The sequence below is a fragment of the Streptomyces sp. NPDC055254 genome, from assembly GCF_053606025.1.
Genome location: NZ_JBSGQV010000006.1, coordinates 227,846 through 253,285, shown reverse-complemented (window position 1 = coordinate 253,285; position 25,440 = coordinate 227,846). Strand labels below are relative to the sequence as shown.

Genomic DNA, 25,440 nt, shown 5'->3' with positions numbered 1-25,440 from the left:
CCCGACCCTACGGTCCCCCACCGGGAGATCCGGCTCCGGCCGGCGCTCGCGGCGCGGGCTCCCGGGGCCCGACCACCGGCACCGGTACCGCCCGCCCGCGCCGGGCGAACCGCGCGCCGAGCCACACCAGGAACCCCGTCGGCAGGAACACCGCGTCCGCGGCGATCATCGCCAGCGAGAAGAACGGCAGACCCAGCAGCACCGCGATCCCCGCGTGCTCCAGCATCATCACCGCCAGCAGCACGTTCTTGATCCGCCGGTTGAACAGCGTGAACGGGAACGCGACCTGCACCGCGACCGTCCCGTACGACAGCAGCATCACCAGCGTCCCGCTGCCCGCCAGCAGCCCCGACAGCCCCGGCCACGGCGTGAAGTAGTCCAGCCCCAGCGGGTAGTACAGCGCGGTTCCGTCCTGCCACCGCGACCCCTGGATCTTGTACCAGCCCGCCGTCGCGTAGATCAGGCAGACCTCCGCCGCGATCACCAGCATCCCCGCGTTGTGCAGCAGGTTCGCGAGGACGTCCAGGGCCGCCCGCCCCTCGCCCTCCCGCTCGTACCGGTCGACCGCCCACCACAGGCCGGACATCACCCACAGCGCCGCGAAGACGGCGAGCCAGCCGGCGCTCAGGTGCCCGGCCAGTGCCCCGTACGCGAACAGCGCGCCCAGCCCGCCCCACAGCACGGGCCCGCCCGGCCCGGCCGACGCCGAGCCGCGCGTGCGGACCCTGCGCGCGTCCAGCGACCACACCTGCGCGCACCGGGTCAGGACCAGGTAGATCGCCATCAGGTGGATGACGTTGTCCCCGCCGTCCCCCATGAAGACACTGCGGTTCTGCAGCGACAGCACGCCGACCATGAACACCACGGACATCGCCCGGGTCCGCCAGCCCAGCATCAGCAGCAGGCTCGCCAGCACGGAGCCGGCGTAGACGATCTCGAACCACAGCGTGGAGTCGGACCACATCAAGGCCGTGAAGGCCCGGTTGGAGGCGGTCAGCCGCTGCGCCAGCTCCCAGCTCCAGGGCCCGTCCGGTCCGTACAGCTCGTGGCGGTTCGGGATCTCGCGGAGCAGGAAGAAGAGCCAGGTGGCGGCGAAGCCGATGCGGACCACGGCGCTCTGGTACGGGCCGAGCGCCTGCCCGGTGACCTGGGCGAGCAGCCGCCCGGCGGCCTCCCGCGCACCGTTCACACCGTCCACCACGGCAGCTCCCGGAAGTAGGTCTCGGTGTCGGTGGTCTCGGTGGTCCACTCCGGCGCGGCCACGGCCGTGGTCGCCGAGCGGAGCTGGATCCGCAGGAGGTGTCCGCCCCGGTGGTGGGGCGCCAGCCGGTTCAGTGCGATCCGGCGCAGGTACTCCTCGGACAGCGCGCCCCGGTCACCGGTCGGTTCGTTCCGGTCGTCGTGCGAGCCGGTGAAGAAGTCCCAGGCCCGGCGGAGCTCGTTCTGGCGGGTGTGGCTCGGCAGCGGGCTGTGCCGGATGGCCGCGGCGTCCTCGGCCGACAGGTCGCGCCAGTCGGTGGTGACCAGCTCTCCGCCCGCGGTGCGCACCTGCGCCCGCGCCTGGACGGCGATGTTCTGCTGGAGCGGGTTCGGGGCGAAGAGCTTCCAGTTCTGTTCGAATTCGGGGTAGATCCAGCCGTCGATCGTTCCCGCGTGCCGCTTGCTCACCGTGTTGGACGGGGCGACGTGCAGGAAGACGAGGGCCAGGTGCGCGCACGCGGCCACCGTCACGGCCCCCAGCGCCAGGGCCGCGAGGACGCGGTACGGGGTGGACAGACCGGCGATCCCCGGCGCCCGGGACGGCGCTGGAGCGGCCTCTTCCGAGGGCTCGCGGTCGTTCGAATCCATCCCGCCCCGATCATCCGGCGTCCACAGGGTTGACCTCAGAGGTTGACACCCTACGGGCCGCCGACCCACCATTGAAGGGCATGAACCGAACGATCGGTCGGTCGGGCGGACGGCGGACTCTGACAGGGGGCCGGGATGGTGGCAGTGACCCCGGAGACGGGACAGGGCATGGCCCTCGGGACGGACAGGACAGGCGGGACCGATATGACGGCCGACCTCGGCGCACAGCTGGCGGCGGCGTTCGACGCCGCCGTGGCGGCCGACGAGCGCGTGGAACCGCGCGACTGGATGCCCGACGAGTACCGCGCCTCCCTCGTCCGCCAGATGGCGCAGCACGCGCACTCGGAGATCATCGGCATGCAGCCCGAGGCCAACTGGATCACCCGCGCGCCCTCGCTGCGCCGCAAGGCGATCCTGATGGCCAAGGTCCAGGACGAGGCGGGCCACGGCCTGTACCTCTACAGCGCCGCCGAGACGCTGGGCACCAGCCGCGACGAGCTGCTCGACAAGCTCCACTCGGGTAAGCAGAAGTACTCCTCGATCTTCAACTACCCCACCCTGACCTGGGCCGACGTCGGCGCCATCGGCTGGCTCGTGGACGGCGCGGCGATCACCAACCAGGTGCCGATCTGCCGCTGCTCCTACGGTCCCTACGCGCGCGCCATGGTCCGGATCTGCAAGGAGGAGTCCTTCCACCAGCGCCAGGGGTACGAGCTGCTCCTCGCCCTGTCGCGGGGCACCGAGGCACAGCACGCGATGGCGCAGGACGCGGTCGACCGGTGGTGGTGGCCCTCGCTGATGATGTTCGGCCCGCCGGACGACGAGTCGGCGCACTCGGCGCAGTCGATGGCCTGGCGGATCAAGCGCCACTCGAACGACGAGCTGCGCCAGCGGTTCGTGGACATCGCCGTCCCGCAGGCCGAGTCCCTCGGCCTGACCCTGCCCGACCCGGACCTCAAGTGGAACGAGGAGCGCGGGCACCACGACTTCGGCGCCATCGACTGGGCCGAGTTCTGGGACGTGCTCAAGGGCAACGGCCCCTGCAACGAGCAGCGGATCGGCCAGCGGCGCACGGCGCACCAGGAAGGCGCCTGGGTGCGCGACGCGGCCGCGGCGTACGCGGAGAAGCACGCCGTGAAGACGGCGAAGGACGAGGAGGCACGGGTATGACGCAGAACTGGCCCCTGTGGGAGGTGTTCGTCCGCTCGCGGCGCGGACTCTCCCACACGCACGCGGGAAGCCTGCACGCCCCCGACGCGGAGATGGCCCTGCGCAACGCCCGCGACCTGTACACCCGGCGCGGCGAGGGCATCTCGATCTGGGTGGTGCCCTCCACGGAGATCACCGCCTCCTCGCCCGACGAGCGGGACCCGTTCTTCGCCCCGTCCGCCGACAAGCCCTACCGGCACCCCACCTTCTACGACATCCCGGAGGGGGTGAGCCACCTGTGACCAGCACCGGTACCGCCAACGCGGCGGCGCTCGCCCTCGCCGACGACGCGCTGATCCTCTCCCACCGCCTCGGCGAGTGGGCGGGGCACGCACCCGTCCTGGAGGAGGAGGTCGCCCTCGCGAACATCGCGCTCGACCTGCTCGGCCAGGCCCGCATCCTGCTGTCGACGGTCGGCGACGAGGACGAGCTCGCCTTCCTGCGCGAGGAGCGGTCCTTCCGCAACCTCCAGCTGGTCGAGCAGCCGAACGGCGACTTCGCCCACACGATCGCCCGCCAGCTCTACTTCTCCCTCTACCAGCACGAGCTCTACGGGGAACTCGCGCGCGGTGACGGCCCGTTCGCGCCGCTGGCCGCCAAGGCCGTGAAGGAGACCGCGTACCACCGCGACCACGCCGAGCAGTGGACGCTGCGGCTCGGCGACGGCACCGAGGAGAGCCGCACCCGCATGCGGGCCGCGCTGGACGCGCTGTGGAAGTTCACCGGGGAGATGTTCCTGCCGGTGGAGGGGCTCGAAGAGATCGACCCGGCCGCCCTGGAAGAACGCTGGCTGACCGCGCTCACCGGTGTCCTGGAGCGGGCCGGGCTCGCCCGGCCCGCCGGGCCCCGCACCGGCGCCTGGGCGGCCGGGGCCGGCCGTCAGGGCCTGCACACCGAGCCGTTCGGCCGCCTGCTCGCCGAGATGCAGCACCTTCACCGCAGCCACCCGGGGGCGTCGTGGTGACCGGGACCGGGACCACCCGGCTGGAGGCGGAGCTCGCCGAGCTCGCCGGCTCCGTCCCCGATCCCGAACTGCCCGTGCTCACCCTCGGGGAGCTCGGTGTGGTGCGCGGGGTGCGGATGCACGAGGACGGCCACGCCGAGGTCACCCTCACCCCCACCTACACGGGCTGCCCGGCCATCGAGGCCATGTCGGCCGACATCGAGCGGGTCCTGACCGGCCACGGCATCCCCGAGGTGCGGGTGTCCACCGTGCTGGCGCCCGCCTGGTCGACGGACGACATCAGCGCCGAGGGCCGCCGCAAGCTCGCCGAGTTCGGCATCGCACCGCCGCGCCCGCACGCGGCCGGCGGACCGGTCCCGCTGACCCTCTCGGTGCGCTGCCCCAACTGCGGGTCCACCGACACCGAGCTGCTCAGCCGCTTCTCCTCCACCGCGTGCAAGGCGCTGCGCCGCTGCGTGGCCTGCCGCGAACCGTTCGACCACTTCAAGGAGCTGTAGATGGCCGAGGCACCCCGGCCGGCCACCCGGCACGGCGCGTTCCACCCGCTCACGGTGGCCTCGGTCGAGCGCCTCACCGACGACTCGGTGGCGCTGACGCTGCGGGTCCCCGAGGAGCTGCGCGCCGATTACCGGCACGCCCCCGGCCAGCACCTGACCCTGCGCCGGTCCGCCCCGGGGGGCACCGAGGTCCGGCGCACCTACTCGATCTGCTCCCCCGCCCCGGCGCCCGACGGCCCGGGTCCGGAGCTGCTGCGGGTCGGTGTGCGCCTGGTCGAGGGCGGCGAGTTCTCCACGTTCGCGCACAAGGAGATCGCCGCCGGGGACGTGCTGGACGTGATGGTCCCGGCCGGCCGGTTCGTCCTGGACCCGGCCTCGGCTCCGGCCCGCGCGCACTACGCGGCGATCGTCGGCGGCAGCGGCATCACCCCCGTGCTGTCGATCGCGGCGAGCCTGCTGGCCGCCCGGCCCGACGCCCGGTTCTGTCTCGTGCGCAGCGACCGTACGGCGGCGTCCACGATGTTCCTGGAAGAGGTCGCCGACCTCAAGGACCGCTATCCGGCACGGTTCCAGCTGGTCACCGTCCTCTCCCGGGAGGAGCAGGAGGCCGGGCTGCCGTCCGGCCGGCTGGACGGGGAGCGGCTGGCGGCCCTGCTGCCCGCGCTGCTGCCCGTCGAGGACGTGACGGGCTGGTTCCTGTGCGGCCCGTACGGACTCGTGCAGGGCGCGGAGCGGACGCTGGGCGCGCTCGGTGTCCCGCGGACCCGGGTGCACGAGGAGATCTTCCACGTCGAGGACGTCGCCGCCCCGGCGCGCGCGGCGGCGACGGGAGCCCCCGCGCGCGGGCGGGTCACGGCGCGGCTCGACGGCCGCTCGGGCACCTGGCCCGTCCAGGACGGCGAGTCCCTGCTGGACGCGGTGCTGCGCAACCGCGCGGACGCTCCGTACGCCTGCAAGGGCGGGGTCTGCGGCACCTGCCGGGCGTTCGTGGTGGCCGGCGAGGTCCGGATGGAGCGGAACTTCGCGCTGGAGGCCGAGGAGACGGAGGCCGGCTTCGTCCTCGCGTGCCAGTCCCATCCGGTGACCGAGGAAGTGGAGATCGACTTCGACCGATAGGCGGGTGTGGGGGACGGGGCCGCCGGGACCGCGCCCCCCTGTCCAATTTCCAGAACCTGTTCTATCTTGACGCACCGTCAGACCTGAACGGACGGGATCCGGTGCGCGCGGGAGGACAGGTAGTGGACTTCACCTTCACCGAGGAGCAGCAGGCCGCCGTCGAGGCGGCGAAGGCCGTGTTCGCGGGTGTCGCACCCGACGGCGTGCCCAGCCCGGCGCTCACCCCCGGAGCCGTGGCCGAGGACTTCGACCGCCCGCTGTGGGCCGCGCTCGCCGCGTCCGATCTGCTGGGCCTGGTCCTCGCCGAGGAGCACGGCGGCGCCGGGCTGGACGCCATCGCCCTGTGCCTGGTGCTGCGCGAGGCGGGCCGGGCACTGGCCCGGGTGCCGCTGCTGGAGCACTGCGCCACGGCCATGGCCGTCCAGGCCCACGGCGGTCCGGAACTGGCCGCCGCGCTGCTGCCGGCCGCCGGGCGCGGCACGCTCGTCCTGACCGCGGCCGCCCACGGCCGTACCGGCCACGATCCCGCGGAGCTGGCCGTCACCGCCCGCCGGGAGGGCCCCGACTGGGTCCTGGACGGGACGCAGACCGCGGTCCCCTGGGCCCACAACGCCGACTGGATCGCCGTACCGGCCCACACCGACGGAGCGGAAGCCGTCCTCGCCCTCGTCCCGCGCACCGCCGGGGGACTCGGCCTCGCCGAGCAGTACTCCACCAGCGGGGAGCGCCTCGCCGAACTGGCCCTGGACGGCGTACGGGTCCCGGCGGCGCACCTCGTCGAGGCCCCCGGCGCCTGGGAGCGGCTCCGCCAGCTCCTCGCCACCGGGACCTGCGCCCTCGCGCTCGGCCTCGGCGAGCAGGTCCTCACCATGACGAGCCAGTACACCGGCAAGCGGGAGCAGTTCGGCCACCCCGTCGCGACCTTCCAGGCCGTCGCCGTCCAGGCCGCCGACCGCTACATCGACCTGCGGGCCATGGAGGTCACCCTCTGGCAGGCCGCCTGGCGGCTCGACGCCGCGACCGGCGGGGCCGGCGGCCCCCTGCCCAGCTCCGGGGACGTCGCGGTCGCCAAGATCTGGGCCTCGGAAGGCGTGCGCCGGGTCGTGCAGACCGCGCAGCACCTGCACGGCGGCTTCGGCGCCGACACCGACTACCCGCTGCACCGCTACCACGCGTGGGCCAAGCAGCTGGAGCTCCAGCTCGGCCCGGCGGCCGCGCACGAGGAGGCCCTGGGCGACCTGCTGGCCGCCCACTCCCTCACCTGAGACCCCGCCGGGTGTCCCGCCGGCTCCGCCAGGGACGCCCTAGAGGACGAAGGCCGGGTTCCCGCTGTCCGTCACCATCGGGCGCCCGGCGCCGTCCCAGGCCTGCATGCCGCCGTCGATGTTGACGGCGTCGAGGCCCTGGCCCACCAGGTACTGGGTGACCTGCGCGGAGCGCCCGCCGACACGGCACATCACGTGCACCCGGCGGCCGTCCTCGACGGCCCGCGTCAGCTCACCGAAGCGGGCCACGAAGTCGCTCATCGGGATGTGCAGGGCGCCCTCGACGTGGCCGGCAGCCCACTCGTCGTCCTCGCGGACGTCCAGGACAAAGCCTTCGGAGGGCACCGCGGCGGCGTCCACCGAGGGAAGCGGTCCGAAGTTCATACGTCGCCTTCTCTCATCGCAGATGGGGGTGCAAACCTATCCGACGGCACATCACGCCCCGCCCTCACCGGCAGCGAGCGCCGCCAGCTCCGCCTCACGCTCGGACACCTGCGCCAGGAGCTGTTCCGCGATCTCCTCCAGCAGCCGGTCCGGGTCCTCCGGGGCCATCCGCAGCATGGATCCGATGGCACTGTCCTCCAGCTCCTTGGCCACGAGCGACAGCAGCTCCTTGCGGCGGGCCAGCCACTCCAACCGGGCGTACAGCTCCCCGCTCTCCTCGGGCCCCGCGGCCTCGGGCGCCGGGCCGGCCTCCCACTCCTGCGCCAGCTCGCGCAGCAGCTGCTCGTCGCCCCGCCCGTACGCGGTGTTGACCCGTGCGATGAAGGTGTCGCGCCGCCCGCGCTCGGCCTCGTCCTGGGCCAGGTCCGGGTGGGCCCGGCGGACCAGCTCGCGGTAGAGCCTGCGGACCTCCTCCGAGGGCCGCACCCGCTCCGGCGGCCGCACGGGCCGCTCGGTGAGCATCGCGGACGCGTCGTCGGAGATCCCGTCCGAGTCCAACCAGTCGTGGAACAGCTCGTCCACGCCGGGCATCGGCATGACCAGCGAGCGCGCGTCGCGCGCCCGGCGCAGGTCGTCGGGGTCACCGGTCCGGGCCGCCTTCGCCTCCGCGATCAGCGCGTCCAGCTCGTCGAGGCGCGAGTACATCGGGCCGAGCTTCTGGTGGTGCAGCCGGGAGAAGTTCTCCACCTCCACCCGGAAGGTCTCCACCGCGATCTCGAACTCGATCAGCGCCTGCTCAGCGGCCCGCACGGCCCGCTCCAGCCGCGCTTCGGGGCGCTCCGCGCCGAAAGAGGCTCCCGCGTCGCCGGGTACGGTCTGCTCTGGCTGCTCGCTCTGCTCGCTCACCCGGCCAGCCTAGGGGGTGCCCGGTGGATCATGCCCGGCCCCGGCTCCCGCGGCCGTCAGACCCGGCTCCCGCCGCCGTCAGCGCGGCCGTCGAACCCGGCCCCCGCACACCCCGGGCCCGATGTTTCACGTGAAACGCCGAGCCCGGCCCCGCCCGCCGCGAGGCGACCCGTCAGACCCCGGTCTCCGCCGCGATCCGGCCGGCGCGGACCGCCGCGAGCAGGTCGGCGTGGTCGGCCTCGGTCCGGTCGGCGTACGCCACCGCGAAGGCCGTCATCGCCTCGTCCAGCTCCTCGTTCTTGCCGCAGTACCCGGCCAGCAGCCGCGGATCGGCCGTGTGCGCGTGCGCCCGGGCCAGCAGGGCCCCGGTCATCCTCGCGTAGTCGTCCAGTTGCGCGGGAGCCAGCGCCGCCGGATCCACGCTGCCCTTGCGGTTGCGGAACTGCCGCACCTGGAAGGGCCGGCCCTCCACCGTCGTCCAACCCAGCAGGCTGTCCGACACCACCTGCATCCGCTTCTGCCCGAACACCACCCGCCGGCCCTCGTGCTCCTCCGCGGGAGAAGCGAAGCCCAGGGCGGGCAGGTGCGGCAGCAGCACCGAGGGCCGGGCCTCCTTCACCTGGAGCACCAGCGGCTCGCCCCGGTGGTCCAGCAGCAGCACCACGTACGAGCGGGTACCGACACTGCCGGTGCCCACCACGCGGAAGGCCACGTCGTGGATCGCGTACCGCGCCAGCAGCGGCAGCCGGTCGCCCTGGAGCGTTTCGAGGTAGGGGCCCAGCGCGGCGGCCACGGCCGCCGCCTCCCCGTCCCCGACCCGGCGCAGCACGGGCAGCGCGTCCACGAACCGCCGCCCGCCGTCGGGAGACGGCTCCGTCGACTTGGCGGCGAACCGGGCGGAGGTGTTGTTGCGGGCCTTCTCCGCGACCCGCTCCAGGATGCCCATCAGATCCCGGGCATCGGTGTGGGAGACCAGCTCCTCGTCGGCGATGGCGTTCCACGCGTCGAGCGCGGGCAGCCTGGCCAGCAGCCGCACGGTCCGCCGGTACGCCCCGATCGCGTCCAGCGCCGCCGCCCGGCAGGCGTCCTCGTCCGCGCCGGACACCCGCCCGGCCAGCACCAGCGAGGTCAGGAGGCGCTTCACGTCCCACTCCCACGGGCCGAAAGCGGTCTCGTCGAAGTCGTTCAGGTCGATCACGAGCTGGCCGCGCACGTCCCCGTACAGCCCGAAGTTCGCCGCGTGCGCGTCCCCGCAGATCTGCGCGCCGATGCCGGTCACCGGTCCGCCGGCCAGGTCGTGGGCCATCAGCCCGGCCGCCCCGCGCAGGAACGCGAAGGGGGTCGAGGCCATCCGGCCCACCCGTATCGGCGCCAGCTCGGCGACCCGGCCGGCGCTGGACTCCTCCACGGCCCGCACCGCGTCCGGACGGTCCGCCGGCGCCTCGAAACGCGCGTGGGCCGAGCGCGGCACGCGCGCGCGCAGCGCCTTGCCCTCGGCCCGGGGCGAACCCGCCGCCGCACGCGGGGCGAACCCCGCCACCTCCGGAATCCGCAGTCCCGCAACCGTCGCCATCCGCGCCGCCCCCACCCGTCGTCCGTCCGTGGATCTCCAGAACGGGCTGACCGTACCTACAGCCCGGCGTCCCTGGCCAGCAGCGCGGCCTGGACCCGGTTCTCGCACCCCAGCTTGGCGAGGATCCGGCTCACGTACGTCTTCACCGTCGCCTCGCTCATGTGCAGCCGCCGGCCCGCGTCCGCGTTCGACAGCCCCTCGCCCAGCAGGGCCAGCACGCCGCGCTCGCGCTCGCTCAGCTCCGCCACCCGCCGCCGGGCCTCCTCGCCGCGCACGGCGGCCCGGCCGGACGCCAGCTGGTCCACCACGTGCCGGGTCGCTCCGGGGGAGAGGTACGCGTCGCCCGCCGCGGCCGCCCGGACGGCGCCGATCAGCTCGCCGGGCGCCGAGTCCTTCAGCAGGAACCCGGCGCCGCCCTGACCGAGGGCCCGCAGCACGTTCTCCTTCTCGCCGAAGGTGGTCAGGATCAGGGACCGCGTCTCCGGCAGGGTGCGCACCAGCTCCCCGAGCGCGGTCAGCCCGTCCATCACGGGCATCTGGATGTCCAGCAGCACCACGTCGGGCGCGTGGGCGCGGGCCAGGTCCACCGCCTCCCGGCCGTTGGCCGCCTCCGCCACGACCTCGATGTCCGGCGCCGAGGTCAGGATCATCCTGATCCCGGCCCGGATCAGCGGCTCGTCGTCAGCGATCACCACTCGGATCACCTTGGCTGTCACCCGCGCTCCTACTGCTCGACCTCGTACGCCTGCTTGTCCACGAGCTTGCCGTCCACGAAGCAGAACCGGAAAACCGTGTCGGTGGTCAGCTCCCGCGACGGCTCGGTGGACAGCAGGGTCAGGCAGTGCGAGCCCTCCGGCCTCGGCGGGCCCTTGCGGTCCATTCCCGAGGTCAGGATGCTCTCCCCCTCGGGCAGCCGGTCACGGACCGCCTGCTCCGTCTCGCCCAGCCCCACGGCGTCGAACTCCCCCCGGCCGATCATCGATTCTCCCATCGAGCCCACGAACAGGACCACTCCGGCCACGAGCGCGATCACCAGCACCACCACGGCGGCGAAGGCGATGCCGCAGCCGATCCCGACGCCCCCGGCGCGGCTGCGCCCCGGTACGGCCAGTTCGCGGTCCACCACGCTCCAGTCCATCGGCCGGACTTCCCTCGGCCCGAGGGGCTGGTTCCGGTCCCGCTGCCCGAAGTCGTCGGCCGCCTCCTCCGCGGCGGCCGGCCCCGCCCCGTACGGCAGCACCCCGGCCACCCGGAAGCCGCCGCCCTCGGTGGCGCCGGCGTGCACCATCCCACCGACGAGCCGGGCCCGCTCGCGCAGCCCGGTCAGCCCCTGCCCGCCCGAGACCACCTCGCCGGCCCCGGGTCCGGCCGCCGGACCGTTGGAGATCTCCACGACCAGCGAGTCGTCCTCGTACCGCAGCTCCACGGAGATCGGCGCCCCCGGGGCGTGCTTGTACGCGTTCGTCAGGGCCTCCTGCACGATCCGGTACACCGCGTGGTCGCACGCCGCGACCAGCGGCTTCGGCGGTCCCGAGGCGGTCAGCCGTATGTCGGTGCCCGCCCCGCGCGCCGCCTCCACCACGGCGGCGATCCCCGCGACCCCGCGCGCCGCCGGCTGTGCGGCCTCCTCCACGGGCAGCGGCGCCTCGACCCCGTCCCGCAGGATGCCGACGACCTCCCGCAGCTCGTGCATCGCCGCCACCGAGGCCTGCCGCAGGACCCCCACGGCCTCGCGCTGGCGGTCGGTGAGCTTCGGATCCACCTCCAGGGCTCCGGTGTGGACGGAGATCAGCGCCAGCTGGTGGCCGAGGCTGTCGTGCATGTCCTGCGCGATCCGCTGCCGCTCGCGCAGCCGCGCCTGTCCGGCGATCATGACCCGCTCCCGCATCAGCTGCCCGTTGCGCTCCTGGAGGGCGCTCAGCAGTGTGCGGCGCTGGTGCCAGTAGCGGCTGGCCAGACCCGGGATGACGGTCGTCACGAGGAACATGAGCGTGGTGAACACGATCACGAGCAGGGGACGCAGCGAGGCCCACTCGGCGATCACGCTGCCGCCGACCGTTGCGAGGAAGGCCACCGTGAAGGCGGCCATGGCCCGGCCCACCCCGACGATCCGGTATCCCGCCGACCAGCCCAGCAGGCTCATGACCAGGAACGCCCCGGGCAGGAACGCGCCCGCCGCCGAACCGAGGACCAGGGTCGCCGCCGGCAGCCGGCGCCGCAGCAGGGTCAGCACCACCACGACGGCGGCGCTCGCCAGCATGCGCGCGCCGGAGCCGTTGTCGAGTTCCTCGACGCCCAGACCGAGCAGGATGAGCGCGGCCGCCGTCAGCAGGTCCCCCGCCGTCGTCCGCCGGGTCCAGGGCTCGGGCCCCTTCAGCCAGTCCCAGCCCGCCCGCACCTTCGCCTTCGCATCCACGCGACCGACCCTAGACACCCGGCCGGTCCGCGCACTGCCCTCTTTCGTCGCGGCCCGCGCGACGAAAGTCGACGGCCGCCGGCAGCTGAGGAGTCCACGGCCCCGGACCCGCAACCCGAAGGCCGCCGGCCCGGCGAAGGTCCGGAGGAACCGGCGCCGCCGAGCGAACTGCCCCCGCCCCGCAGCGGATTCGTCCCCACCCCGGCACCGGCTCGCGCCCCCCGCCCGCCAACTCCGGGCCCGGACGCGCCCCAACGCGAAACGGCCGCCACCGTTTTCACGATGACGACCGTTTCGCTTCTGTGGGCGAGGGGGGATTTGAACCCCCACGTCCCGAAGGACACTGGCACCTGAAGCCAGCGCGTCTGCCGTTCCGCCACTCGCCCGAGCAGCACTCCAGCGGTTCTTCCCTTTCGGTCCGTTCCCCTGGCGACGTCGAAACATTAGCACGTCGGACGGGGTGGAATCACATCGCTTTCCCGGCACCCCCGGCCCGGCCGGGACCACCCCTCCCGGACTCCCCTCGCGGTGCGGGACACTGTTGCTGGACCGCCCCTACGATCGCTTGTGAGGACCAACACTCCTCGCCACGGGACCGATGGGGAACCAGCCGAATCCGCCACGCGTGGATACGATCAGTAAGCAGTACAGGGCGACAACGACGGAGGAGGTGCCCCATGGGAGTTCTGAAGCGGTTCGAGCAGCGACTCGAAGGTCTGGTGAACGGCACCTTCGCCAAGGTGTTCAAGTCCGAGGTCCAGCCGGTGGAGATCGCCGGCGCCCTCCAGCGGGAGTGCGACAACAACGCCACCATCTGGAACCGCGAGCGGACCGTCGTCCCCAACGACTTCATCGTCGAGCTCAGCGCCGGTGACTACGACCGCCTGAGCCCTTACTCCGGGCAGCTCGGCGACGAGCTCGCGGGCCTGGTCCGCGACTACGCCAAGCAGCAGCGGTACAGCTTCATGGGCCCCATCAAGGTCCAGCTGGAGAAGGCCGACGACCTCGACACCGGCCTCTACCGGGTCCGCAGCCGCACCCTCGCCGCCAGCACCTCCCAGCCGCAGGCCCCCCAGGGCCGGCAGCAGGGCGGCGGCGGCCAGGGCGGCTACGGCTACCCCCCGGCCGGTGCCCCGCCGATGCCGCCCGGTCCGCCTCCGGGCGGTCCCGGGCCCGGTGCGCGGCGGCCCGCCGCTGGTGCCGTAGGAGTACCTCCCGTAGCCTCCTCGGGCGCCACCCGGCGCCACTGGATCGAGATCAACGGCACCCGCCACCAGATCTCGGGCCCGACGCTCGTACTCGGCCGAAGCACCGAAGCCGACGTGCGGATCGACGACCCCGGCGTATCCCGCCGGCACTGTGAGATCCGGACCGGAACGCCCTCGACGATCCAGGATCTCGGGTCCACCAACGGCATCGTGGTGGACGGGCAGCACACCACCCGCGCTACGCTCCGCGACGGCTCGCGGATCGTCGTGGGCAGCACGACCATCATTTACCGGCAAGCCGAAGGGTGAAGCGGGGGCAATGTCAGAGCTGACCCTGACGGTCATGCGGTTGGGTTTCCTAGCCGTTCTGTGGCTGTTCGTCATCGTGGCCGTCCAGGTCATCCGCAGTGACCTGTTCGGAACGAGAGTGACCCAGCGCGGCTCCCGCCGCGGCGGGAACACAGGCGCCCCGCAGCAGGCGGGGGGCCGCCAGGCCGCGCCCCCGCAGCAGCGGCAGCGCCGCGGTGCGCCCACCAAGCTCGTCGTGTCCGAGGGCACCCTCACGGGGACCACGGTGGCCCTCGCCGGCCAGACGATCACGCTGGGCCGCGCGCACGACTCCACGATCGTGCTGGACGACGACTACGCGTCCAGCCGCCATGCCAGGATCTACCCCGACCGTGACGGCCAGTGGATCGTCGAGGATCTCGGGTCCACCAACGGCACGTACCTCGACCGGAACCGGCTGACCACCCCGACGCCCATTCCGCCGGGCGCCCCGATCCGCATCGGCAAGACCGTCATCGAGCTGCGGAAGTAGTACGAGAATGAGCGAGCGGAGCGAGCGAGCCGCAGCGGTCCGTCCCACCGGGGACACGGACCCGCGCGCGCTCCCGACCGGAGGGTGGGCAGTGTGGCTCGAGACCGGTTGTACCCGGAGGCATCGTCGACAGGGCAGGTGCGCATGAGTCTGTCCCTGCGGTTCGCCGCCGGTTCGCACAAGGGCATGATCCGCGAGGGGAACGAGGACTCCGGCTACGCCGGGCCCCGCCTCCTCGCGATCGCCGACGGCATGGGCGGCCAGGCCGCGGGCGAGGTCGCCAGCTCCGAGGTGATCTCCACCCTCGTGCAGCTCGACGACGACGTCCCGGGCTCCGACATCCTCACCGCCCTGAGCGTCGCCGTGCAGCGGGCCAACGACCAGCTGCGCGCGATGGTCGAGGAGGACCCCCAGCTGGAGGGCATGGGCACCACCCTGACCGCCCTCCTGTGGACCGGCCAGCGCCTCGGTCTCGTGCACGTCGGCGACTCGCGCGCCTACCTGCTGCGCGACGGCGTCCTCACCCAGATCACCCAGGACCACACCTGGGTGCAGCGCCTGGTCGACGAGGGCCGGATCACCGAGGAAGAAGCCACCACCCACCCGCAGCGCTCCCTGCTGATGCGCGCGCTGGGCAGCGGCGACATCGTCGAACCCGACCTCTCGATCCGCGAGGTCCGGGCCGGCGACCGCTACCTCATCTGCTCCGACGGCCTCTCCGGCGTCGTCTCCCACCAGACCCTGGAGGAGACCCTCGCCGACTACCACGGCCCCCGCGAGACCGTGCAGGCCCTGATCCAGCTCGCCCTGCGCGGCGGCGGACCCGACAACATCACCTGCATCGTCGCGGACGTGCTCGACACCGACAGCGGCGACACCCTCGCCGCCCAGGTCAGCGACACCCCGGTCGTCGTCGGCGCGGTCGCCGAGAACCAGCACCAGCTCTTCGACGGCGGAAACGCCATGCAGACCCCGGCCGGCCGCGCCTCGGGACTCGGCCGCCAGGGATCCCCGCCCGCCGGCGCCTTCGGCCCCCCCGGCAGCGGTGACGCCCCCGGTTACGGCTACTCCGACCAGGGCGGCGGGTACGGCAGCTTCGGCGAGGCCGAGGGCTACGACGCCGACGCCGGCTACGAGGACACGTACGACCATCCCCGCCGGCGCCGCAGCAAAGGGCGCAAGTGGACGACCCGTACGCTGACCTTCCTGCTGGTCGCGGGCGTCATCGGCGGCGGCCTGTACGCCGGCTGGCGCTGGACCCAGACCCAGTTCTACGTCGGCGTGAAGGGCGACCACGTCGCGCTCTTCCGCGGCATCAGCCAGAAGCTCGGGCCGCTGGAGCTCTCCAAGGTGCAGACCGACCGCCCCGACATCGAACTGAAGTACCTGCCGCCGTTCCAGCTGAAGCAGGTCCGGGCCACCATCAGCGAAGGCACCCTGGACGGCGCCCGCGTGAAGATCGACAAGCTCGGCGTCCAGGTCTCCGCCTGCAAGAAGGACCAGGAACGCCGTGACGCCGAGGCGCAGAACAGCCAAACACCCGGCCCCGCGCTGACTCCCGAGGAGCAGCAAGTGGTCGGCCTGTGCGGAAAGCAGTAGACACCCGCGGGCACAGGGGGCCTGCCACACCATGAGCGTTGTCACCAACACGACCACCATCGGCGCCATCGAGCTGCCGAGCCGGCGGAACACCGAGCTCCTGCTGCTCGGCTTCGCCGTGGTCATCCCGATCTTCGCCTACGCCAACGTGGGCCTCGCGATCGACGGCAAGCTGCCGCCCGGCATGGTCACGTACGGGCTCGGCTACGCCGCGCTCGCCGGCGTCGCGCACCTCGTCGTGCGCCGGTACGCCAAGTACGCGGACCCGCTGCTGCTGCCGCTGGCGACCCTGCTCAACGGACTCGGCGTGGTCCTGATCTGGCGGCTCGACCAGTCCCCGCGGCTGCAGAACCTCGCCAAGCGCTCCTTCGGTGACTTCTCCCCCTCCGCGCCCAACCAGATGCTCTACACGGCACTGGCCATCGCCCTGTTCGCGGGCGTGCTGCTGGTCCTCAAGGACCACCGCGTCCTGCAGCGCTTCACGTACATCTCCATGGTCGCCGCGCTCATCCTGCTGATCCTGCCCGTCATCCCGGGCCTGGGCGCCGACGTCTTCGGCGCCAAGATCTGGATCAGCGTCGGCGGCTTCTCCATCCAGCCCGGCGAATTCGCGAAGATCGTCATCGCGGTCTTCTTCGCCGGTTACCTGATGGTCAAGCGCGACGCCCTGGCCCTGGCCAGCCGCCGCTTCATGGGGCTCTACCTGCCGCGCGGCCGCGACCTCGGCCCCATCCTGATGATCTGGGCGATGAGCCTGCTGATCCTGGTCTTCGAGAACGACCTCGGCACCTCGCTGCTCTTCTTCGGCATGTTCGTGATCATGCTGTACGTGGCCACGGAGCGGACCAGCTGGATCGTCATCGGCCTGCTGATGTCGGTCGGCGGCGCCGTCGTCGTGGCCTCCTTCGCCAGCCACGTCCAGGCCCGCGTGAACGCCTGGCTCGACCCCTTCGGCTGCTACACCACCTCGGGCGCCTGCGAGCAGGTCGGCCAGTCGATCATGAGCTTCGGCTCCGGCGGGGTCCTCGGCGCCGGATGGGGCCAGGGCAACTCCGACCTGATCGGCTTCGCCGCCAACTCCGACTTCATCTTCTCCACCGTCGGCGAGGAGCTCGGGCTCACTGGTGTGATGGCCTTCCTGCTGATCTACGGGCTCATCATCGAGCGGGGCGTCCGCACCGCCCTCGCCGCCCGCGACCCCTTCGGCAAGCTCTTCGCCATCGGCCTCTCCGGCGCCTTCGCGCTCCAGATCTTCGTCGTCGCCGGCGGCGTCATGGGCCTCATCCCCCTCACCGGCATGACCATGCCGTTCCTGGCGTCGGGCGGTTCCTCCGTCCTCGCGAACTGGGCCCTCATCGGGATCCTCATCCGGATCAGCGACACCGCACGCCGACCCGCCCCGGCCCCCGCGCCGTCCCCCGACTCCGAGATGACCCAGGTGGTCCGTCCGTCATGAACAAGCCCCTGCGCCGCATCTCGCTGTTCTGCGGGCTGCTCGTCCTCGCCCTGCTGGTCCGCACCAACTGGCTGCAGTACGTCCAGGCCGAGGACCTCAGCACCCGCAAGGAGAACCGCCGGGTCCAGATCGCCCAGTACGCCACCGAGCGCGGCAACATCATCGTCAAGGGCAACCCGATCACGGGCTCCGCGGAGACCGACGGCAGCGACTACAAGTACAAGCGGACCTACCTCGACGGCCCCCTCTGGGCCCCCGTCACCGGGTACGCCTCGCAGGCCTTCGGCGCCACCCAGCTGGAGTCCCTTGAGGACGGCATCCTCACCGGCAACGACGACCGGCTGTTCTTCGACCGCACCATCGGCATGTTCACGGGCGAGAAGAAGCAGGGCGGCAACGTCGTCACGACGCTGAACCCGGCCGCCCAGAAGGCCGCTTTCGAGGCGCTCGGCAAGACGAAGGGCGCGGCCGTCGCCATCGACCCGCGCACCGGCGCCATCCTGGCCCTGGTCTCCACCCCCTCGTACGACCCCTCCCGCTTCGCCGGCAACTCCAAGACCGACGAGAAGGCCTGGGTCGAACTGAAGGACAGCGAGGACAAGAACCTCGTCAACCGCGCCCTGCGCGAGACCTACCCGCCGGGCTCGACCTTCAAGGTCGTCACCGCCGCGGCCGCGCTCGAACACGGCGTCGTGAAAGGCATCGACGACCCGACGGACACCCCGGACCCGTACTTCCTGCCCGGCACCAAGACCGAGATGATCAACCACGCCTCGGGGTGCAAGGAGGCCTCCCTCAACGAGGCGATGCGCGTCTCCTGCAACTCCGTCTTCGCGAACCTGGGCGACAAGGTCACCCGCGACAAGATGGTGGAGACCTCGGAGAAGTTCGGGTTCAACAACGACAAGATCGACACCCCGGTCCGCGCCTTCGCCAGCGTCTACGACAAGAAGATGGGCAAGGACGGCAACGCCCAGAGCTCCATCGGGCAGTTCAACACCGCCGCCACCCCGCTGCAGATGGCCATGGTGACCGCCGCGATCGCCAACGACGGCAAGCTGATGAAGCCGTACATGGTCGACCACCTCACGGCGCCCAACCTCGACATCATCGAGAAGCACTCCCCGCAGGAGATGAGCCGGCCCCTCTCGGCGGACAACGCCCAGAAGATCCAGCAGATGATGGTCAACGTCGTCGAGAAGGGCACCGGCACCAAGGCCAAGATCAAGGACGTGACGGTCGGCGGCAAGACCGGTACCGCCCAGCACGGCGAGGGCAACAAGAAGCGCCCGTACGCCTGGTTCATCTCCTACGCCCAGAACCCGGACGGCTCCTCGCCCGTCGCCGTGGCCGTCGTCATCGAGGACAGCGACGCCAGCCGCGACGACATCAGCGGCGGCGGCCTCGCCGCCCCGGTGGCCAAGGCCGTGATGGAAGCCGTGTTGAGCAACAAGGAATGACCGGCCGGAGCGGGGTGGCGCACCTCACTGCTCCCGCCCGGATCGGAGCGTACGGTACCGGTCCTGTATCAGCCTGTGGCCGCGAACCGATCACCGACGATCGGCCGGTAGCCTTTGCGCGAACAGCACACCGCCGGACCACACACAGGTGCGGTCGGGACTGACGGAGAGGGCTGCAACGTTATGGAAGAGCCGCGTCGCCTCGGCGGCCGGTACGAGCTGAGCCACGTGCTCGGCCGCGGTGGCATGGCCGAGGTCTACCTCGCCCACGACACCCGGCTCGGCCGTACCGTCGCCGTCAAGACCCTGCGCGCCGATCTCGCCCGCGACCCGTCCTTCCAGGCCCGGTTCCGGCGCGAGGCCCAGTCGGCCGCGTCGCTGAACCATCCGGCGATCGTCGCCGTCTACGACACCGGCGAAGACTACGTCGACAACATCTCCATCCCGTACATCGTGATGGAGTACGTCGACGGGTCGACCCTGCGCGAACTCCTGCACTCCGGTCGCAAGCTGCTGCCCGAGCGCACCCTGGAGATGACCACCGGGATCCTCCAGGCCCTGGAGTACTCCCACCGCGCCGGCATCGTGCACCGCGACATCAAGCCCGCCAACGTCATGCTCACCCGCACCGGCCAGGTCAAGGTCATGGACTTCGGCATCGCCCGGGCCATGGGCGACTCCGGCATGACCATGACCCAGACCGCCGCCGTCATCGGCACCGCCCAGTACCTCTCCCCGGAGCAGGCCAAGGGCGAGCAGGTCGACGCGCGGTCCGACCTCTACTCCGCGGGCTGCCTGCTCTACGAGCTGCTCAGCGTCCGGCCCCCCTTCGTCGGCGACTCCCCGGTGGCCGTCGCCTACCAGCACGTCCGGGAAGAGCCGCAGCCCCCGTCGAACTTCGACCCCGAGATCACGCCCGAGATGGACGCCATCGTCCTCAAGGCGCTGGTCAAGGACCCCGACTACCGCTACCAGTCCGCCGACGAGATGCGCGCCGACATCGAGGCCTGCCTCGAGGGCCAGCCCGTGGCCGCCACCGCCTCCATGGGCGCGGCCGGCTACGGCTACCCCGACCAGGGGCACGGCTACGGCCACCAGGGCTACGACGCGCCCACCACCGCGCTGCGCACCACCGACGCGGGCCAGACCTCGATGATGGCGCCGATGCCCCCGGGCGACGGCGGATACGGGTACGGCGACCAGGGCCACGGCGGTTACGACCAGGGCCCGCACCGCCGCCAGAAGAAGAGCAAGGCGTCCACGATCCTGCTCGTGGCGGCCGGCATCCTCGTCCTGGTCGGCGCGATCCTCATCGGCCGCTCCCTGGTCAACGGGAACGCCGACAACCGGCCGACGGTCCCCCGGTTCATCGGTTCGACCCTGGAGCAGGCGCAGCAGAACGGCAACAACGTCGGCCTGAAGGTCGTCAAGGGCGGCGACGTCGTCTGCGACGAGCAGCCCAAGGGCGCCGTCTGCAAGCAGGAGCCGGCGCCGGACAGCAAGGTCGAGAAGGATTCGACGGTCACGGTGCAGATCTCCTCGGGCTCGGCCCCCGTACCGGTCATCGACGTGCTGAACACGCAGTACGACGCGGCGGAGAAGGCCCTGAAGGACAAGGGGTTCCAGGTCGAGCGCAAGCTGGTGGAGTCCGACCGGACGCCCGGCATCGTCCTGGAGCAGAACCCCAAGCCCGGTACCGAGGCGAAGAAGGGCGACCTGGTCACCCTGACCGTGTCCAAGGAGCAGTCCAAGGCACAGGTCCCCAACCTCCTCGGCAAGTCGAAGGAGGACGCCTCCAAGCTCCTCGCCGAGGCCAAGCTGAAGCTCGGCAGCACGACGGAGCTGGAGTCCCCCGGGGCGCCGCCGAAGACGGTCATCCAGCAGCAGTACCAGCCGGGCGAGCAGATCGAGGTGGGCAAGACGGTGAACATCACCGTCTCGAAGGCCGCGCAGCAGACGCAGGTCCCGAACCTGACCGGCAAGACCCTCGCCCAGGCGAAGGACGAGCTGCGACGGGCCAACCTGTCCTTCGGGGCGGCGCTCTCGGGCCCGAGCGACGACAACGCGAAGGTGCTGTTCTCGGACCCGCCGGCCGGCTCGCCGATCGCCGCGGGCCAGGTCGTCAACGTCCACACCGTCGCGGGCGGCCAGCAGGACGGCGGCAACAACAACGGCGGCGGCGGCCTCTTCGGGGGCCTGACCGGCGGCAACCGCCGCTGATCCGACCGCTCCGCGGGCACCGCCCCGCACGCCTGCGCAAAGAGGCCCGGCCCCCTTGGGGGGCCGGGCCTCCGTCGTAGGGCCTCACAGGCGCCCGCAGGGCCCTTCCCGGGGCCGCGGGCGCCGGACGTCAGCGCAGCTCCGCCGGCGGGGTGCGCTTCACGTCCACCTTCTCCGTCCGGACCAGCTCGCCCCAGACGATGTAGCGGTACTTCGAGGTGTACACCGGCGTGCAGGTCGTCAGCGTGATGAAGCGGCCCGGAGCGGTGCGCCCCGACTCCTTGGGGACCGGGCTGATCACGTCCACGTTGTACTTCGAGGTCTGGCGCAGCTCCGCGAAGACCTTGTACACGTACCAGGTGTCCTTCGTCTCGAAGACGATCGCGTCGCCGCCGCGCAGCTTGTCGATGTGGTGGAACTTGGCGCCGTGGCCGTCGCGGTGCGCGGCGAGCGAGAAGTTGCCCTTCTCGTCCCACGGCAGCGCGGACTTCACCGGCTCGGTGTAGTAGCCGGCCACGCCGTCGTTCAGGACCTCCGGGGCGGTGCCGCGCTTGACCAGCACCTCGCCGTTGCGCATCGCCGGTACGTGCAGGAAGCCGACGCCGTCCCGGGTGTCCAGGGCGCCCGGCTCGGCGGGCTTCGCCGCCTCCGCGGGGGAGGGCGCCAGCCACTGCCGGCGGACCTGGTCGCCCCGCGCGGACGCCTGGCGGTCGGCGAGGACGTTGGTCCACCACAGCGAGTAGGCCACGAACAGGGCGAGCACCAGCCCCACCGTGATCAGCACCTCGCCCAGCAGGCTCAGGAATCCGGCGAGCAGACTGCGGCTCGGGGGTCGCTCGGCGTCGGGGCTGCGGCGGGCACGAGACACTGCGGGTTCGTCCTTCGTGGCTGCTACGGGCTGGTCAGCGCGGGCGGCGGGCCCTGGCTGCGGGGGCGTTCGTCGGTCATCCTGCCCCATACGATCATCCGGTAGGTGCTGGTGAACTCCGGGGTGCAGGTGGTCAGGGTGATGTACCGGCCCTCGGATGTGAAGCCCGAGCCCTCCGGCACCGGCCGCAGCACCGCGACGTTCGTCGGCGGGGTCTGCGCCAGCGACGAGGTCGTCTCGTACGTGTAGTACGCGTCCCTCGTCTCGACCACGACGGGGTCCCCGGGCACCAGCCGGTTGATGAAGCGGAACGGCTCCCCGTGCGTGTTGCGGTGACCCGCCACCGCGAAGTTGCCCTTCGGGTCCGCCGGCATCGCCGTCTTCAGCGCGCCCTCGGAGTAGTGCCCGACCAGCCCGCGGTCCAGCACCTTGGGCTTGCTGATCCCCTCCGCCACCGGCACCTTCACGTCCAGCTTGGGGATGTGGAGGATCGCGAATCCCTGCCCCGGTTCGAAGGCGGTCACCTCGGGCGCCGGGACCGCGCCGTCGGGCTGCCGCTCCCACGTCTGGCGCAGGGAGCCCGCGGCCCCGCTCGCCGTGCGCTCCGCCAGCAGGTTCGTGTACCAGAGCTGGTAGGCGACGAACAGCAGCATCACCAGGCCCAGGGTGATGAACAGCTCGCCGGCCAGCCGGCTCGCGACGACCACCGGCCCGCCCGACGCCGGCCGCCTGCGTCGCCGCCCGCCGCGCCTGCGCGACTGTCGGGCGGCCCGCTTGGCGGCCTCCTGCGCCGCCCTGCGCCGCGCGGCCCGGCCCCCCGTGGGCGCGGACGGCGCGACCGCGGTCACGCGACGGCCTTGCCCACCACCGGGGCCAGTCCCACCGAGCGCTCCACGGCGCCGGCGTCACCGCAGCGCACCAGCCAGTTCGCGAGCATCCGGTGGCCCCACTCGGTCAGCACGGACTCGGGGTGGAACTGCACGCCCTCCACGTCGTGCTCCCGGTGGCGCAGGCCCATGATGATCCCGTCCTCGGTCCGCGCGGTGACCTCCAGCGCGTCCGGCAGGGTCAGGGGCTCGGCGGCCAGGGAGTGGTAGCGGGTGGCGGTGAACGGCGAGGGCAGGCCCTCGAACACCCCGAGGCCCCCGTGGACGACGGGTGAGGTCTTGCCGTGCAGGAGCTCGGGCGCCCGGCCCACGACCCCTCCGTACGCCACGGCCATCGACTGCATGCCGAGGCACACGCCGAAGACCGGGACCGCGGTCCGCGCGCAGTGCCGGACCATGTCGACGCAGACGCCCGCCTCCTCCGGCGTCCCCGGGCCCGGGGACAGCAGCACGCCGTCGAAGCCGTCCTGCGCGTGCGAGAGCTCGACCTCGTCGTTGCGCAGCACCTCGCACGCGGCGCCGAGCTGGTAGAGGTACTGGACCAGGTTGAAGACAAAGCTGTCGTAGTTGTCCACAACCAGAATGCGCGCGCTCACGGAGTGGCTCCCGATCCCTCGTCCACCGTCACATCGTTGAACGGGAGGAGCGGCTCGGCCCACGGGAAGACGTACTGGAACAGCACGAACACCACCGCGAGGGCGAGTACGAGCGAGATCAGCGCGCGCACCCACGCGTTGCCCGGCAGGTGCCGCCAGATCCAGCCGTACATGCCGCCTTGCTCCCCTTCGTCCACGATCGTCCCACGCACCGCGGGAGCGGTACGTCAACAGACTAGAGGCACCGGCCCGGCGGGGAGGGTCACCCGGACAAACCCTCCGGCCTGCCCTGCCCCACGATCCGGGTCGCGGTGAGCTCCGCCCAGACGACCAGCCGGTGGCTGTGGCCCCATTCCGGCTCGCAGGTGGTCAGCGTCAGGTACCGGCCGGGGGCGGAGAAGGGCGACTTCCGCGGTACCGGGTCGACGACCGCGACATCGGTGGGCAGGGTGCGCAGGGGCCCGCCCCGGACGGTGTAGGTGTACCAGGTCGTCGCGTCCTTGAGGATCACGGCGTCCCCCGGGCGCAGCTCGGGGAAGTCCTTGAAGGGGTCCCCGTACGTGCGCCGGTGGCCCGCCACCGAGAAGTTGCCGGTGGCGCCGAGGCGGGCGGTGCCGGGGTAGTGGCCGAGGCCCTTCTTCAACAGCTCGGTGCCGGTGCCCTCCAGGACGGGCTTGACCCAGTCCCGGCCGAAGCGCGGCACGTACATCTCGGCGAAGGCCCGGCCCTCGGGGTAGCTCTCGGGGGTCTCGGGGCCGGGGACCGGGGCCGGGGCGGCCGCCGGCGCCGCCTCCGGGGCCGCCGCCGACCAGCTGCCGCGCAGCCGGGCCCGCTCGTCGTCCATGGCGCGATCGGCCTTGACCCCGGTCCACAGCAGGACGTAGGCGACGAAGAGCACGATCACCGTGCCCGCCGTCAGGCACGCCTCGCTGAACGTCCGCACCACCAGGCGCAGCACGGCGTCGGCGCGGGCCCGTTCAGGGGGTCGGTTCCACCGGCTTCGCATAGTGGAGGTCCACTGTGCCGGAGTAGCCGGGAAGTGTCAGCGCCCTGTGCTCGTCCACTTTCCAGCCGAGGCCGTACGCGTTCACGTACAGCTGGTAGTTCTGCAGCGCCGGGGAGGCGGCGAGGGCCTTGCGCAGCGCGCCCGGGTCACCGACCGCCGAGACCTTGTACGGGGGCGAGTACACCCGGCCCTGGAGGATCAGGGTGTTGCCGACGCAGCGCACGGCGCTCGTGGAGATCAGCCGCTGGTCCATGACCTGGATGCCCTCGGCGCCGCCCTGCCAGAGGGCGTTCACGACGGCCTGGAGGTCCTGCTGGTGGATCACCAGGTCGTTGGGCTGCGGCTCGGGCACGTGGGGGATGCGGGCGGTGGCGTTCGGCGGGGCGTCGTCGAGGGTGACCGTCAGGCCCTTCCCGGACAGCTCTTCGGTGCCGGAGGCCGTCCGCAGCGCGGCCATGCGGGCGTCCTCGGCCTTGGTCCTGCCGTCGTCGCGCTCGGCGAGGGCGTCGACCCGGCCGCGCAGCGCTCCGGTGCTCTGCTCCAGCGCCGCGTTGTCGTGGCCGCGCTCCTCGATCAGGTCGGACAGCTTGAGGAGCGAGGCGTCCGTCCGGATGTTCGTACCCTTGGAGGTGTTGAAGCTCGTGACGAAGATCAGCCCGGCCAGGGCGAACACGGCGGCCGTGAGCAGCCGGACCGGTCTGGCCCGGCGACGGGGACCCGCGGAGGAGTCGTCGGAATTGCTCAACGTACCCTTCTCCTTCAACGCCACAGGTCCACTACGCTAACGGACGCCCGGGGCAGGCAAGGTCCCCAGCCCATCGACAGGAGAGCCCCTCGTGCCGAAGTCACGTATCCGCAAGAAGGACGACTACACGCCGCCGCCGACGAGGCAGCCCCAGGCGATCAGGCTGACGAACCGCAGCTGGGTCGCCCCGGTGATGCTGGCGCTCTTCCTCATCGGACTCGCGTGGATCGTCGTCTTCTACGTGACCGAGACCCAGCTGCCGGTCGAGGCACTGGGCAATTGGAACATCGTGGTCGGTTTTGGATTCATCGCCGCCGGATTCGGTGTTTCCACGCAGTGGAAGTAGCACTGATCCGCCGCTGACGGAAGCTCTCCCCATGAGTTATCCACAGCGTCA

25 protein-coding genes, 1 tRNA gene and 1 pseudogene are annotated in these 25,440 nt (G+C 72.1%); 13 read left to right on the top strand and 14 right to left on the bottom strand.

The annotated features are described in order from the left end of the window. Nucleotides 1-7: 7 nt before the first annotated feature. Together ACWFQ8_RS09550 and ACWFQ8_RS09545 are read right to left on the bottom strand one after the other, a co-directional pair. Nucleotides 8-1,189: an HTTM domain-containing protein gene (locus ACWFQ8_RS09550; RefSeq protein ID WP_453785672.1), complete on the bottom strand. Its 1,182-nt coding sequence runs from the start codon at nt 1,187-1,189 to the stop codon at nt 8-10. Then, nucleotides 1,186-1,848, bottom strand: coding sequence for a DUF5819 family protein (locus ACWFQ8_RS09545; RefSeq protein ID WP_453785605.1), 663 nt, complete (start codon nt 1,846-1,848; stop codon nt 1,186-1,188). The genes ACWFQ8_RS09550 and ACWFQ8_RS09545 overlap by 4 nt, the downstream gene beginning before the upstream one ends. 135 nt (nt 1,849-1,983) lie before the next feature. Here ACWFQ8_RS09545 and paaA point away from each other — a divergent pair, with 135 nt between their 5' ends. From paaA to ACWFQ8_RS09515, 6 genes are all read left to right on the top strand, one after another. Beyond that, the gene (paaA, locus tag ACWFQ8_RS09540) at nt 1,984-3,018 is read left to right on the top strand and encodes a 1,2-phenylacetyl-CoA epoxidase subunit PaaA (RefSeq protein ID WP_453785604.1); all 1,035 of its coding nucleotides are present in this window, start codon (nt 1,984-1,986) and stop codon (nt 3,016-3,018) included. Continuing rightward, nucleotides 3,015-3,299 (top strand): 1,2-phenylacetyl-CoA epoxidase subunit PaaB, encoded by a 285-nt coding sequence (gene paaB / locus ACWFQ8_RS09535; protein ID WP_030009045.1) that lies wholly within the window; start codon nt 3,015-3,017, stop codon nt 3,297-3,299. Before paaA ends, paaB begins: the two co-directional genes overlap by 4 nt. Continuing rightward, nucleotides 3,296-4,021 carry a 1,2-phenylacetyl-CoA epoxidase subunit PaaC gene (paaC, locus tag ACWFQ8_RS09530; RefSeq protein ID WP_453785603.1) on the top strand — a complete coding sequence of 242 codons (726 nt, stop codon included), beginning with the start codon at nt 3,296-3,298 and terminating at the stop codon, nt 4,019-4,021. The genes paaB and paaC overlap by 4 nt, the downstream gene beginning before the upstream one ends. Next, complete coding sequence (paaD, locus tag ACWFQ8_RS09525; RefSeq protein WP_453785602.1) at nt 4,015-4,518, top strand: 1,2-phenylacetyl-CoA epoxidase subunit PaaD; 504 nt, start codon at nt 4,015-4,017, stop codon at nt 4,516-4,518. Before paaC ends, paaD begins: the two co-directional genes overlap by 7 nt. Further along, nucleotides 4,519-5,634 (top strand): 2Fe-2S iron-sulfur cluster-binding protein, encoded by a 1,116-nt coding sequence (locus tag ACWFQ8_RS09520; RefSeq protein ID WP_453785601.1) that lies wholly within the window; start codon nt 4,519-4,521, stop codon nt 5,632-5,634. Between the two features lie 122 nt (nt 5,635-5,756). After that, nucleotides 5,757-6,899 carry an acyl-CoA dehydrogenase family protein gene (locus tag ACWFQ8_RS09515; RefSeq protein WP_453785600.1) on the top strand — a complete coding sequence of 381 codons (1,143 nt, stop codon included), beginning with the start codon at nt 5,757-5,759 and terminating at the stop codon, nt 6,897-6,899. A gap of 39 nt (nt 6,900-6,938) precedes the next feature. Here ACWFQ8_RS09515 and ACWFQ8_RS09510 read toward each other — a convergent pair whose 3' ends face one another. From ACWFQ8_RS09510 to ACWFQ8_RS09485, 6 genes are all read right to left on the bottom strand, one after another. Next, nucleotides 6,939-7,283 carry a rhodanese-like domain-containing protein gene (locus ACWFQ8_RS09510; RefSeq protein ID WP_453785599.1) on the bottom strand — a complete coding sequence of 115 codons (345 nt, stop codon included), beginning with the start codon at nt 7,281-7,283 and terminating at the stop codon, nt 6,939-6,941. Nucleotides 7,284-7,334: 51 nt separating this feature from the next. Continuing rightward, nucleotides 7,335-8,189 carry a hypothetical protein gene (locus ACWFQ8_RS09505; protein WP_453785598.1) on the bottom strand — a complete coding sequence of 285 codons (855 nt, stop codon included), beginning with the start codon at nt 8,187-8,189 and terminating at the stop codon, nt 7,335-7,337. A 172-nt stretch (nt 8,190-8,361) separates the two neighbouring features. Continuing rightward, complete coding sequence (locus tag ACWFQ8_RS09500; RefSeq protein ID WP_453785597.1) at nt 8,362-9,762, bottom strand: DUF2252 domain-containing protein; 1,401 nt, start codon at nt 9,760-9,762, stop codon at nt 8,362-8,364. A gap of 56 nt (nt 9,763-9,818) precedes the next feature. Next, nucleotides 9,819-10,478 carry a response regulator transcription factor gene (locus ACWFQ8_RS09495; RefSeq protein ID WP_453785596.1) on the bottom strand — a complete coding sequence of 220 codons (660 nt, stop codon included), beginning with the start codon at nt 10,476-10,478 and terminating at the stop codon, nt 9,819-9,821. A gap of 8 nt (nt 10,479-10,486) precedes the next feature. After that, the gene (locus ACWFQ8_RS09490) at nt 10,487-12,178 is read right to left on the bottom strand and encodes a histidine kinase (RefSeq protein ID WP_453785595.1); all 1,692 of its coding nucleotides are present in this window, start codon (nt 12,176-12,178) and stop codon (nt 10,487-10,489) included. 303 nt (nt 12,179-12,481) lie between these two features. Next, a tRNA-Leu gene (locus ACWFQ8_RS09485) sits at nt 12,482-12,564 on the bottom strand. Between the two features lie 291 nt (nt 12,565-12,855). Between ACWFQ8_RS09485 and ACWFQ8_RS09480 the strand changes: the two genes are divergently transcribed. The 6 genes from ACWFQ8_RS09480 to pknB all read left to right on the top strand — a co-directional run bounded on the left by ACWFQ8_RS09480 (nt 12,856) and on the right by pknB (nt 20,941). Beyond that, the gene (locus ACWFQ8_RS09480; RefSeq protein ID WP_453785594.1) at nt 12,856-13,695 is read left to right on the top strand and encodes an FhaA domain-containing protein; all 840 of its coding nucleotides are present in this window, start codon (nt 12,856-12,858) and stop codon (nt 13,693-13,695) included. Nucleotides 13,696-13,705: 10 nt separating this feature from the next. Continuing rightward, nucleotides 13,706-14,206, top strand: coding sequence for an FHA domain-containing protein FhaB/FipA (locus ACWFQ8_RS09475; RefSeq protein WP_453785593.1), 501 nt, complete (start codon nt 13,706-13,708; stop codon nt 14,204-14,206). A 144-nt stretch (nt 14,207-14,350) separates the two neighbouring features. Then, nucleotides 14,351-15,805: a protein phosphatase 2C domain-containing protein gene (locus tag ACWFQ8_RS09470; protein ID WP_453785592.1), complete on the top strand. Its 1,455-nt coding sequence runs from the start codon at nt 14,351-14,353 to the stop codon at nt 15,803-15,805. 31 nt (nt 15,806-15,836) lie between these two features. Continuing rightward, complete coding sequence (locus ACWFQ8_RS09465; RefSeq protein WP_453785591.1) at nt 15,837-17,261, top strand: FtsW/RodA/SpoVE family cell cycle protein; 1,425 nt, start codon at nt 15,837-15,839, stop codon at nt 17,259-17,261. Then, nucleotides 17,258-18,721 carry a peptidoglycan D,D-transpeptidase FtsI family protein gene (locus ACWFQ8_RS09460; protein ID WP_453785590.1) on the top strand — a complete coding sequence of 488 codons (1,464 nt, stop codon included), beginning with the start codon at nt 17,258-17,260 and terminating at the stop codon, nt 18,719-18,721. Before ACWFQ8_RS09465 ends, ACWFQ8_RS09460 begins: the two co-directional genes overlap by 4 nt. 183 nt (nt 18,722-18,904) lie before the next feature. Then, nucleotides 18,905-20,941, top strand: coding sequence for a Stk1 family PASTA domain-containing Ser/Thr kinase (gene pknB, locus ACWFQ8_RS09455; RefSeq protein ID WP_453785589.1), 2,037 nt, complete (start codon nt 18,905-18,907; stop codon nt 20,939-20,941). 130 nt (nt 20,942-21,071) lie between these two features. Here the strand turns inward: pknB and ACWFQ8_RS09450 are convergent, their stop codons facing one another. From ACWFQ8_RS09450 to ACWFQ8_RS09425, 6 genes and pseudogenes are all read right to left on the bottom strand, one after another. Then, entirely contained in the window at nt 21,072-21,809 is a 738-nt protein-coding gene (locus ACWFQ8_RS09450) for a class E sortase (RefSeq protein ID WP_453785588.1), read from the bottom strand. Between the two features lie 23 nt (nt 21,810-21,832). Then, a pseudogene (locus ACWFQ8_RS09445) lies at nt 21,833-22,513 on the bottom strand (class E sortase); the annotation flags it as partial. Nucleotides 22,514-22,653: 140 nt separating this feature from the next. After that, nucleotides 22,654-23,292 carry an aminodeoxychorismate/anthranilate synthase component II gene (locus tag ACWFQ8_RS09440; protein WP_453785587.1) on the bottom strand — a complete coding sequence of 213 codons (639 nt, stop codon included), beginning with the start codon at nt 23,290-23,292 and terminating at the stop codon, nt 22,654-22,656. Beyond that, nucleotides 23,289-23,504 (bottom strand): hypothetical protein, encoded by a 216-nt coding sequence (locus ACWFQ8_RS09435; RefSeq protein WP_453785678.1) that lies wholly within the window; start codon nt 23,502-23,504, stop codon nt 23,289-23,291. Before ACWFQ8_RS09435 ends, ACWFQ8_RS09440 begins: the two co-directional genes overlap by 4 nt. A gap of 50 nt (nt 23,505-23,554) precedes the next feature. Further along, entirely contained in the window at nt 23,555-24,298 is a 744-nt protein-coding gene (locus tag ACWFQ8_RS09430; protein ID WP_453785586.1) for a class E sortase, read from the bottom strand. Then, nucleotides 24,270-25,043: a DUF881 domain-containing protein gene (locus ACWFQ8_RS09425; protein ID WP_453785585.1), complete on the bottom strand. Its 774-nt coding sequence runs from the start codon at nt 25,041-25,043 to the stop codon at nt 24,270-24,272. The genes ACWFQ8_RS09430 and ACWFQ8_RS09425 overlap by 29 nt, the downstream gene beginning before the upstream one ends. 91 nt (nt 25,044-25,134) lie before the next feature. Here ACWFQ8_RS09425 and crgA point away from each other — a divergent pair, with 91 nt between their 5' ends. Further along, a complete protein-coding gene (gene crgA, locus ACWFQ8_RS09420) occupies nt 25,135-25,389 on the top strand; it encodes a cell division protein CrgA (RefSeq protein WP_453785584.1) in 255 nt (84 codons plus the stop codon). Nucleotides 25,390-25,440: the final 51 nt, after the last annotated feature.

What these genes read in the sequence shown, in the direction of transcription:
- ACWFQ8_RS09520 (WP_453785601.1), top strand. Translation starts at nt 4,519, where the DNA reads ATGGCCGAGGCACCCCGGCCGGCCACCCGGCACGGCGCGTTCCACCCG.
- ACWFQ8_RS09465 (WP_453785591.1), top strand. Translation starts at nt 15,837, where the DNA reads ATGAGCGTTGTCACCAACACGACCACCATCGGCGCCATCGAGCTGCCG.
- ACWFQ8_RS09470 (WP_453785592.1), top strand. Translation starts at nt 14,351, where the DNA reads ATGAGTCTGTCCCTGCGGTTCGCCGCCGGTTCGCACAAGGGCATGATC.
- ACWFQ8_RS09500 (WP_453785597.1), bottom strand. Translation starts at nt 9,762, where the DNA reads ATGGCGACGGTTGCGGGACTGCGGATTCCGGAGGTGGCGGGGTTCGCC.
- ACWFQ8_RS09545 (WP_453785605.1), bottom strand. Translation starts at nt 1,848, where the DNA reads ATGGATTCGAACGACCGCGAGCCCTCGGAAGAGGCCGCTCCAGCGCCG.
- ACWFQ8_RS09430 (WP_453785586.1), bottom strand. Translation starts at nt 24,298, where the DNA reads ATGCGAAGCCGGTGGAACCGACCCCCTGAACGGGCCCGCGCCGACGCC.
- pknB (WP_453785589.1), top strand. Translation starts at nt 18,905, where the DNA reads ATGGAAGAGCCGCGTCGCCTCGGCGGCCGGTACGAGCTGAGCCACGTG.
- ACWFQ8_RS09475 (WP_453785593.1), top strand. Translation starts at nt 13,706, where the DNA reads ATGTCAGAGCTGACCCTGACGGTCATGCGGTTGGGTTTCCTAGCCGTT.
- ACWFQ8_RS09480 (WP_453785594.1), top strand. Translation starts at nt 12,856, where the DNA reads ATGGGAGTTCTGAAGCGGTTCGAGCAGCGACTCGAAGGTCTGGTGAAC.
- paaB (WP_030009045.1), top strand. Translation starts at nt 3,015, where the DNA reads ATGACGCAGAACTGGCCCCTGTGGGAGGTGTTCGTCCGCTCGCGGCGC.
- ACWFQ8_RS09460 (WP_453785590.1), top strand. Translation starts at nt 17,258, where the DNA reads ATGAACAAGCCCCTGCGCCGCATCTCGCTGTTCTGCGGGCTGCTCGTC.
- ACWFQ8_RS09510 (WP_453785599.1), bottom strand. Translation starts at nt 7,283, where the DNA reads ATGAACTTCGGACCGCTTCCCTCGGTGGACGCCGCCGCGGTGCCCTCC.
- paaA (WP_453785604.1), top strand. Translation starts at nt 1,984, where the DNA reads ATGGTGGCAGTGACCCCGGAGACGGGACAGGGCATGGCCCTCGGGACG.